General features: G+C 67.4%; 2 protein-coding genes. Both read right to left on the reverse strand.

Annotated features, from left to right (window positions below):
- Window positions 1–500: S-adenosylmethionine synthetase N-terminal domain-containing protein (locus VF643_RS04240; protein WP_331042126.1), on the reverse strand; the 500-nt coding region annotated here is incomplete at its 3' end.
- 40 nt (window positions 501–540) lie between these two features.
- On the reverse strand, window positions 541–2,085 hold the full coding sequence (gene lnt / locus VF643_RS04245; RefSeq protein WP_331042127.1) for an apolipoprotein N-acyltransferase: 1,545 nt from the start codon (window positions 2,083–2,085) through the stop codon (window positions 541–543).
- Window positions 2,086–2,132: the final 47 nt, after the last annotated feature.

The raw sequence follows: 2,132 nt of genomic DNA on the forward strand, positions 1-2,132 counted from the left end.
CCGGAATGGCGGTCGGCGGCCATCTTTTCGAGGATCTTGTGGCTGTAGTACAGCGTGGCAGGCATCAGGCCGGGCGTCTCGTCGGTCGCGTAGCCGAACATGATGCCCTGATCGCCCGCGCCCTCGTCCTTGTTGCCGCTCTCGTCGACGCCCATCGCGATGTGCGCGGATTGCGGATGAAGGTTGTTCTCGAAACGGAAGGTCTTCCAGTGGAAGCCCGACTGTTCGTAGCCGATGCGCTTCACGGTGTTTCGGACGGCGTGCTCGATCTCGTCCTTCACGCCCTCCGCCCAGTTACCGTCGGCATCCATGATGCCCTTGCCGCGGATCTCACCGGCGAGGACGACCAGCTGCGTGGTGGTCAGCGTCTCGCACGCGACCCGCGCCTCGGGATCCTTGGACAGGAACAGGTCGACGATCGAATCGCTGATCTGGTCGGCGACCTTGTCGGGATGACCCTCGGAGACCGATTCTGACGTGAAGATGAAGCTGCTGCGCATGGATCTCTCTAGTTGATATAAAGAAAGCTTTATATCTCCTCTACCGCGCACGCCGGCGGATGGCAACGGCCAGAACCGCGAAGAGCAGCGCCACCGCAGCGGCAGTGCGGTTGCCCATTCGCGCAAAGAAGGTCGTTTGCAGCGCCGGCGGGATCGGCACGTCGACGCCGCCCGCGGTCTCGTGCGGGATCTGCGCGACGAGCCGACCGTCCGCCGCGATCACCGCGGAAATGCCGGTCGGGGTGGCGCGGACGATCGGCAGCCCTTCCTCGATCGCGCGCATCCTCGCCTGCGCCAGATGCTGCGGCGGACCCCATTTGCCGAACCATGCATCGTTCGATGGGTTGAACAACAGCCGCGGCCGGTGCGCACGATCGACCACCTGCCCCGAGAAGATGATCTCGTAGCAGATCTGGATGCCGATGCTGCCGAAACCCGGCAGATTGAGATTGGCGGGTCCGGGACCGTCGTCGAAATCGATGTCGCCGGGCACCAGCCGCGCCAGCCCGAGCGGCCTCAGCAGCCAGGGCAAGGGGAGGTATTCGCCATAGGGGACGAGGTGCGCCTTGTCGTAGCGACCCGCGATGCGCGCATCCGGGGTGACCGCGAACACCGAATTGCTCGCCCCGACGACATCTTGCGCGGCATCGAACCGCAGCGCGGTGCCGCCGGTCAGCAGCAGGTCGCGTGGGCCCAGCAACCGCGCAAGACGCCAGCGGGTGAGCAATGGGCTGGCGCCATCGTAGATATAGGACGGGTAGCCGCTTTCGAGGAAGTCACGCACCACGCCCTCGGGCCAGACGATCAGGCGCGGGACGGGGCCGGGCTTGCCCGACAGTTTCGACAGGGCGGTCAGCACGCGCTCGCCGTCTTCCTCGCCACGCTCGTTCTGGCTGATGTTGGGCTGGACGATCCTCACCAGTGGCGTGCCTGGTGCGGGGGGCGGCGCGTCGGTCCAGCGGGCGGAGGCGGCGGCGAAGGCGAGCAGCGCGGCGGTGACCGCGGGCACCGCGACGCGGCGGCGGATCAGCAGCAGCGACCCGGCGGCGAATACGGTGACGCCGGACAAGGCATAGGTGCCGATCCAGGCGCTCAGCCGCGCGACACCGATCTTGGGCAGCCAGATCACCCCGAGCGGATCCCAGGCATAGCCGGTGAACAGCACCGACCGCAGCCATTCGGTCGCGATCCATGCCGCGGCGAAGGCCAGCGCATAAGCGGTGTCGGGGCGCTCGCCGCGGCCGAACCGCCAGGCGATCGCCGCGGTGAATGCGGGGAAGACCGCGAGATAGAGCGCGAGGCCGACCGCTGCGAAATAGCCGAGCACCGGTGGCATCTTGTCCTGGAAATCGAACGCGTGCTGGAACCAGTTGTTGTTGATCGTGAAATGCCCGACCCCGAACACCCAGCCGAGCCACAGCGCGCGCTGCCATGTCGCCGCCGCATGCACGATTCCCATCCACAGGGCGAAGGCGACGAGGGTCAGCGGCCAGAAGTCGAGCGGCGCGAAGCCGGTCGCGGCAACCGCGCCGAGCAGCAGCGAGACGAGCGCGGGATAGCGGATCTGGGGGAGGGCGAGGGTCACGGCGCGGATATGGCGGGCGCGGGGCGCGGGGGCAACATCGCGCGTCA

Origin of the sequence: Sphingomonas sp., assembly GCF_036387595.1 — a bacterium.
Lineage (GTDB): Bacteria > Pseudomonadota > Alphaproteobacteria > Sphingomonadales > Sphingomonadaceae > Sphingomonas.